The following is a 6,142-nucleotide window of genomic DNA, read 5'->3' as shown; positions in this document are numbered from 1 at the left end:
TGCGCTCTTTTTTTATTTATTGGTTATGTTTATTAGCTACTTCTCACATTAACCTTGAGTTTAAGCTTTTGACCTGGCTGTAAGTATTTTTGCCCAGCCAAGTCATTCCATTTAATTATCTCGCTCACGGTTAAATTAAACTTAGAGGCTATTCGCGCTAATGAATCACCCCGACGCACTTTATAAGTAATAGTGCGGTTGGTGTTATTAGCTGCCTCTTTAGGCTGATTTGCTGATTTATAAACAACCAATTTTTGATTTAAACGCAGCACTGTATTTTTCTTCAGCTTATTCCACTTAGCTAATTCACCCATAGTGACATCGTATTCGCGGCTTATGTCCCATAATGTGTCGCCACTTTTTACCGTGTGTGATAGCTTAGTACGCAAACTTTTATTAGCGGCCGCGCGTACTTGCTGAGGTAAATGTTCACTGTTAATTTTACCATCTGTTAGCGGCACTAAAATGTGTTGGCCAACACGAATTACGTTTGAATTAAGCTTATTTAATGACTTTATTGCATTGGTGCTAGTGGCAAATTTACTGGCAATTACCGACAGGCTATCACCTTTTTTAACTTTGTATTGTTGCCAGCGAAGACGACTTTTAATGTCAGTTGCAGCCAATTTTTCTGTAAATTGCTCTACTTTATCGGTGGGTATTAATAAAAAGTGTGGACCATCAGGGTCTGTTGCCCAGCGGTTAAATCCAGGGTTTAGTCTGTATAGCTCGGTGAGGGTCATGTCAGCCATGTCGGCTGCCAGCGCTAAATCAATTTGTGACTCAATATTGACCACTTCAACTACTTGCGCGTTAATAATAGGCTTCCATGACACATTAAAATCATCAGCGCGCTTTAATAAATCGGCTAATGCTAATAATTTAGGCACGTAGGCAGTGGTTTCACGAGGTAAATCAAGTGACCAAAAATCGGTAGGTAAATGCTTTTTACGATTCTTTTTAATCGCACGCAGTAAGCGGCCTTCACCTGAGTTATAAGCTGCAATTGCGTTCAGCCAGTCACCCTCAAGGGTTTTGTGTAAGTATGAGAGATAATCAAGCGCTGCGCGAGTTGATTGCACAATGTCGCGACGCCCGTCATACCACCAGTTTTGTTTTAAATCAAAACGCTCGCCGGTTGCTGGCATAAATTGCCAAATACCCGATGCGGTGCGATGCGAGTAGCCATAAGGGTCAAAAGCACTTTCTACTATAGGTAAAAGTGCAATTTCGATTGGCATTTCACGCTTTTCAATTTCTTCAACAATAAAGTGCAAATACGGCTCAGCACGTTTAGAGATACGATCTAAGTATGCTTGATGGCGCGCATAATAGTTACGTTCAGCGACCACTGGGCGATTTTGGGGAATATCGATAGATAATTGGTAACGAATACGCTCCCAAACATCGTCAAACACAGGGGCTTCCTCTTCGATATCGTTCACTTGTTGATATTGCGCGTTCATCATCAGCGCCGTGTTAATATCGTTTGGGCTTGCGCCTTCAAGTTGGTCTTGTGCCTGATTTTGTGAATCTGTGTTTAACGTTGTCAGAGTTTGACAGCCGCTTAGCGCCATCGCTAAGACCAATAAAAGAGGAGATTTATTCATAAATACCAATACTTAGGGTAAAAAACTCGGCGAATACTACCCATAATGAGTCAACATTGCCACTTATGACCGTTAAAAGTTCCAAACAAATATGATTAGAAAATGTTAACTTGTTGTTTATTAACTAATCGTTTTTTATTCTTGTTATTAAGACACATTTAACCTTAACAGAGCAATAGGCCCTAATTAAAAATGATCTTTGAATTTTCTCAGACTAGCAAAGTTTTCCCAAGGTTCATTGCTTTTTGTAACTAAACAATATTTTTTTGGTATTAATTCTATAATGTTTGGCAAATTGCTACGCATAAAAGGATTAATTTTCAGCTCATGGCCTATGGTACTTGGCAACGTTATTTCATCTTTATTACGCAATTCATCTACTTGCTGGCTGTAAGCGAGTAACTCGGGGTTTCGTGGCTCAACCGCTTTTGCAAACGCCAAATTCGCCTGGGTGTATTCATGAGTACAATACACTTTGCAATCACTCGGTAGTGCACTAAGTTTATTAAATGAATGCCACATTTGTTCTGGAGTGCCTTCAAATAAGCGCCCACAACCACCGCTAAATAATGTGTCGCCAGTAAAGGCAAGTGCATCATTAACATAACAAATATGATCGAGTGTGTGGCCAGGCGTGGTGATAATATTAAATGAGGTGCCTAAAACGGTAATCGTTTGGTCTTCATTTAAAGGGCGTGTAATTCCTTTAAATGGACTGTTACTTGGGCCGTAAACCTCAACGTTTGGATACTGTTTTACTAATTGGGCAACGCCATCAGTGTGATCATAATGATGATGCGTTATTAAAATACCGCCTAGGGTTAAATTATACTGTGCTAAATGCTCAGTGACCGGCTCTGATTGGCCAGGGTCAACCACCCACGCTTGGTTATTATGCTCGGTGGTTAAGCACCAAATGTAGTTATCAGAAAAGGCTTTAATTGCTTTGACTTGCACCATGTATCGTTGCTCTATAAAGTGGTATTTAATTAATATTATAACGAGCTTATATAATGAAACCAGCCTTTAGTTTTCAAGAAGGACCCAAACCGTTGTCATGGCAGCAGTTTCCGCATGGTGATCATTTACGTTGTGATATAGAACGCAAATTGTCGCCGTGGCTACCGCGTATGTTTGGCTATCATATGCTTAAATTGGGTAATTTAAGTGGTGAGTTAGATACCAGCAAAAGTTCCATTAAGCATCAAGTATGCGTTGCAGAGCCTGGCCCTTATACCGGAGTGGTGGCTGACATAGACGAACTGCCTTTTTATGAGCACAGTATAGATGCGTGCATTATGAGCCATTGTTTAGAGTATCACTCAGATCCGCATCATATATTACGTGAGGCTCATCGTACGCTTATTCCCGGCGGTTATATCGCCATTACGGGGTTTAATCCGCTTAGCTTTTGTGGCTTGGCGCAGTTACTGCCATTTAGTGGTCAAAAACTACCGTGGACAGGGCGCTTTTTTACCCCTGCACGCGTTAAAGACTGGCTTAATTTACTCGGATTTGAAATTGTGGCCGATGAGCGATTTATTTATTCATCGTTGGCACGCGGTAACCGGTTGTCGCGGTTTGCGTTTTGGCGCAGCTTTACCAAGCAATATTTAAAACCTATGGGCAGTGTATATTTGCTGGTGGCACGAAAACGTGTTGTGCCACTTACGCCAATAAAACCTAAGTGGCATGCACGGCCACAATTTGCGCCAATAAAAGGGGTAGGGCTTAGGCAGACCTCAAAGCAACATTATCAGCAAAATAAAAAATAGAGCGATATTGTGGGTTACGGTTGGTAACCTTCATCATCAATTAAGTTGTTGCCGCTGGCCGCATCACGGGCAAGGTCGTCAACAATTTCATTATATTTATGGCCACTGTGACCTTTTACCCATTTCCAAGTAACATCGTGCTCGGCGCAGGCTTTATCGAGACGTTTCCATAAGTCGACATTTTTAACCGGCTTTTTAGCAGAGGTTTGCCAACCGCGTTTTTTCCAATTGGTGATCCACGACTCAATGCCTTGTTTTACGTATTGGCTATCGGTAGTCAGGGTAACAGGGCATGAACGATTAAGTGATTCTAGCGCAACAATGGCAGCTAGCATTTCCATGCGGTTGTTTGTTGTGAGTTTGTAACCTTGACTTAATTTTTTTTCATGGGCTTCATAAATCATAAAAATACCATAACCACCGGGGCCTGGATTACCTAAACACGAACCATCGGTGTAAATCTCTACGGTTTTTTGCACTGTTTTACCTTGATATTATGTACAATAAAGTGATTATAGAAAGATACCAGAGTCAGGCTTAATTCGATATGGCACGCAGACAAATAGTTTTAGATACAGAAACCACCGGCATCGACCCTAAACAAGGGCATCGTATTATTGAGATAGGCTGTGTGGAGCTAATGAATCGTCGGTTAACCGGCAATAATTTTCACGTTTACATAAATCCACAACGCAGCATTGAAGAAGAAGCAATCGATGTTCACGGTATTACCAACGAATTTTTACGTGACAAACCGCTTTTTCGAGATATTGCCCAAGAGTTTTTTGACTATATTAAAGGCGCAGAACTCGTTATTCATAACGCGCCGTTCGATATTGGCCATATGGATAATGAATTTGCGTTATTAAATCAAGGTTATCAAAACACCCATAGTTTTTGTGGGGTACTTGATACCCTTAAAATGGCGCGTGACTTGCATCCAGGACAAAAGAACAACCTGGATGCGCTTTGCCGTCGCTACGATGTTGATAACACTAAGCGGACGTTACACGGCGCCTTACTGGATTCTGAGATTTTAGCCGATGTTTACCTGGCAATGACCGGGGGACAAGTAAAGCTAAATCTAAATCAAAATAAAGATGACTCAAGTGAAGATCAAAAGGGCGGCATTAGGCGCTTAAACAGCGATAGAGCCCCATTGGTTGTTATAGCAGCAAGCGAAGCAGAGCAAAGCGCACATCAATCACGTTTAGACATTGTACAAAAGGAGGGCGGCCATTGTTTATGGCGCGCTGAATAAGGCACTATTATGAAAACGCTATTAGTAGTTTCACTGTGTTTAATCGCCGCGTGCTTCATTCCCGATGCACACAGCGTTAAACAAGTTGAAGAGTTAAAAGGCAGCGGTAAACAAAATGAAATACCGTTACTGGATAACCGTTTTCGTATAGATGACAAAATTGATGAAATAAATTTAATATTTTTTAGACGTCCTGGGTCGCCTGCCGTTATTTTAGTTAGACCCGATGGTACTAAATACTTTGCAACCAATGCGGTAGGAAACACCAGCCTAGATTGGTACGACGAATTAAATTACGATCTAGTGGTTATTCGCAACCCTATGCCTGGGCCATGGCAAGTTATTGGCCAAATAATGCCACAGAGCCGTATTGTTGTAATTGGTGAGCTATCACTTAAGGTTGATCCACTCCCTAAGATTCTTTTTCAGGGTGAAACTGTAAAGGTAACCGGTGAGATTTTAAATGATGGCGAGCCCATTCGCGCTAATCTTTTCAAAGATGCGGTATCGCTCAATGTGAGTTTTGTGAGTACTAATAATGAAAATTTTGAAAATTTTGGAGCGGGCATACAGCAAGTTACTGAATTTAAAGACGATGGCTACGGATTTGATGAAAGTGCAAAAGACGGTGTGTTTACGGGTGAGTTTACCTTAAATTTCACACCTGGCGAGTGGCGCCCTGAGCTTTATATTACCACTGATGTATTAGAGAGGCGGGTGGTTCAAGATCCTATTGTTGTGCATGAGCCGCCTTTTAGTTTTACCTCAGTTGAAGCAACCGATGAGGGGGACGATCACCGTATTACTATAAATATTGATGAAAAGTTATTAAAGCCTGAAACCGTGATCATGCAAGGGAAAATTTTTTATCCCAATAATGAAGAGCAAGTATTTTACTTAGACACTAATAACACCGCAGTAAGAGAACTGGCTTTACAAGATTACGGATGGGGACGTTACAACATTGAAATTTCTGTGTTTGGCTCAACAGTAAATGACAGAGAGTTTATGGCTACGTTGCCAACCTATTTATTTGAAATAGAAAGACCGATAGAAGTTATCCCAGAAATTCCAAAAGCGAGCATCATTAAGGAAGAAAATATTCCAGAGCCTGTTATAAAACCAAAAGTAATGGCCACGGGATTAATAGCTAGTTTAATTATTGGTGGGAATTTGGTCATATTATTTATTGGTTGGTTATGTATTCGTGTTTTTGTGCAGAATAAACCAATAAAACTTAAATTGAATTTTGCTTTTTTAAAGAAAAAGAAAGCAACCGAGGCAAAAAAATCAGATCAGCAAAAAACAACTGATGCAAAAAATGGCTCAAAAAATGACAAAACAGGTGAAATTTTAAACCTTTCGATGTCAGATGACTAAAAAACCTGTAAAAAAACAAAAAAGCCCTTGACGAAGTAGGGGCTGGTTCGTATTATTCACGCCGCTGTTAGGGGAGACTCAGACAGCAACGAAAATGCGGAGTGGTAGTTCAGTTG

At 40.7% G+C, this 6,142-nt stretch carries 6 protein-coding genes; 3 read left to right on the top strand and 3 right to left on the bottom strand.

Annotated elements, in window-relative coordinates:
• Window positions 1-32 precede the first annotated feature (32 nt).
• Together CWC30_RS16185 and gloB are read right to left on the bottom strand one after the other, a co-directional pair.
• Window positions 33-1,610 carry a lytic transglycosylase gene (locus tag CWC30_RS16185; protein ID WP_138627618.1) on the bottom strand — a complete coding sequence of 526 codons (1,578 nt, stop codon included), beginning with the start codon at window positions 1,608-1,610 and terminating at the stop codon, window positions 33-35.
• A gap of 186 nt (window positions 1,611-1,796) precedes the next feature.
• Window positions 1,797-2,570 (bottom strand): hydroxyacylglutathione hydrolase, encoded by a 774-nt coding sequence (gene gloB / locus CWC30_RS16180; protein ID WP_138627617.1) that lies wholly within the window; start codon window positions 2,568-2,570, stop codon window positions 1,797-1,799.
• A 53-nt stretch (window positions 2,571-2,623) separates the two neighbouring features.
• On the opposite strand from gloB, the gene CWC30_RS16175 reads away from it, so the two are divergent.
• The gene (locus CWC30_RS16175; protein WP_138627616.1) at window positions 2,624-3,385 is read left to right on the top strand and encodes a class I SAM-dependent methyltransferase; all 762 of its coding nucleotides are present in this window, start codon (window positions 2,624-2,626) and stop codon (window positions 3,383-3,385) included.
• Between the two features lie 14 nt (window positions 3,386-3,399).
• On the opposite strand, the gene rnhA is transcribed toward CWC30_RS16175, so the two are convergent.
• Window positions 3,400-3,864, bottom strand: coding sequence for a ribonuclease HI (gene rnhA, locus CWC30_RS16170; protein ID WP_013464557.1), 465 nt, complete (start codon window positions 3,862-3,864; stop codon window positions 3,400-3,402).
• A 68-nt stretch (window positions 3,865-3,932) separates the two neighbouring features.
• On the opposite strand from rnhA, the gene dnaQ reads away from it, so the two are divergent.
• Together dnaQ and CWC30_RS16160 are read left to right on the top strand one after the other, a co-directional pair.
• Entirely contained in the window at window positions 3,933-4,646 is a 714-nt protein-coding gene (dnaQ, locus tag CWC30_RS16165; protein WP_069439989.1) for a DNA polymerase III subunit epsilon, read from the top strand.
• Window positions 4,647-4,655: 9 nt separating this feature from the next.
• Window positions 4,656-6,026 (top strand): TIGR03503 family protein, encoded by a 1,371-nt coding sequence (locus tag CWC30_RS16160; protein WP_138627615.1) that lies wholly within the window; start codon window positions 4,656-4,658, stop codon window positions 6,024-6,026.
• Window positions 6,027-6,142: the final 116 nt, after the last annotated feature.

The organism is Pseudoalteromonas sp. S4741 (assembly GCF_005886135.1).
GTDB lineage: Bacteria > Pseudomonadota > Gammaproteobacteria > Enterobacterales > Alteromonadaceae > Pseudoalteromonas > Pseudoalteromonas tetraodonis.
The sequence above is the reverse complement of the archived record's forward strand: the minus strand, read 5'-3'. Positions and strand labels throughout refer to the sequence as shown.

Coding starts and splice junctions, on each gene's coding strand:
- CWC30_RS16185 (WP_138627618.1), bottom strand. CDS start 1,610: ATGAATAAATCTCCTCTTTTATTGGTCTTAGCGATGGCGCTAAGCGGC.
- gloB (WP_138627617.1), bottom strand. CDS start 2,570: ATGGTGCAAGTCAAAGCAATTAAAGCCTTTTCTGATAACTACATTTGG.
- CWC30_RS16175 (WP_138627616.1), top strand. CDS start 2,624: ATGAAACCAGCCTTTAGTTTTCAAGAAGGACCCAAACCGTTGTCATGG.
- dnaQ (WP_069439989.1), top strand. CDS start 3,933: ATGGCACGCAGACAAATAGTTTTAGATACAGAAACCACCGGCATCGAC.
- CWC30_RS16160 (WP_138627615.1), top strand. CDS start 4,656: ATGAAAACGCTATTAGTAGTTTCACTGTGTTTAATCGCCGCGTGCTTC.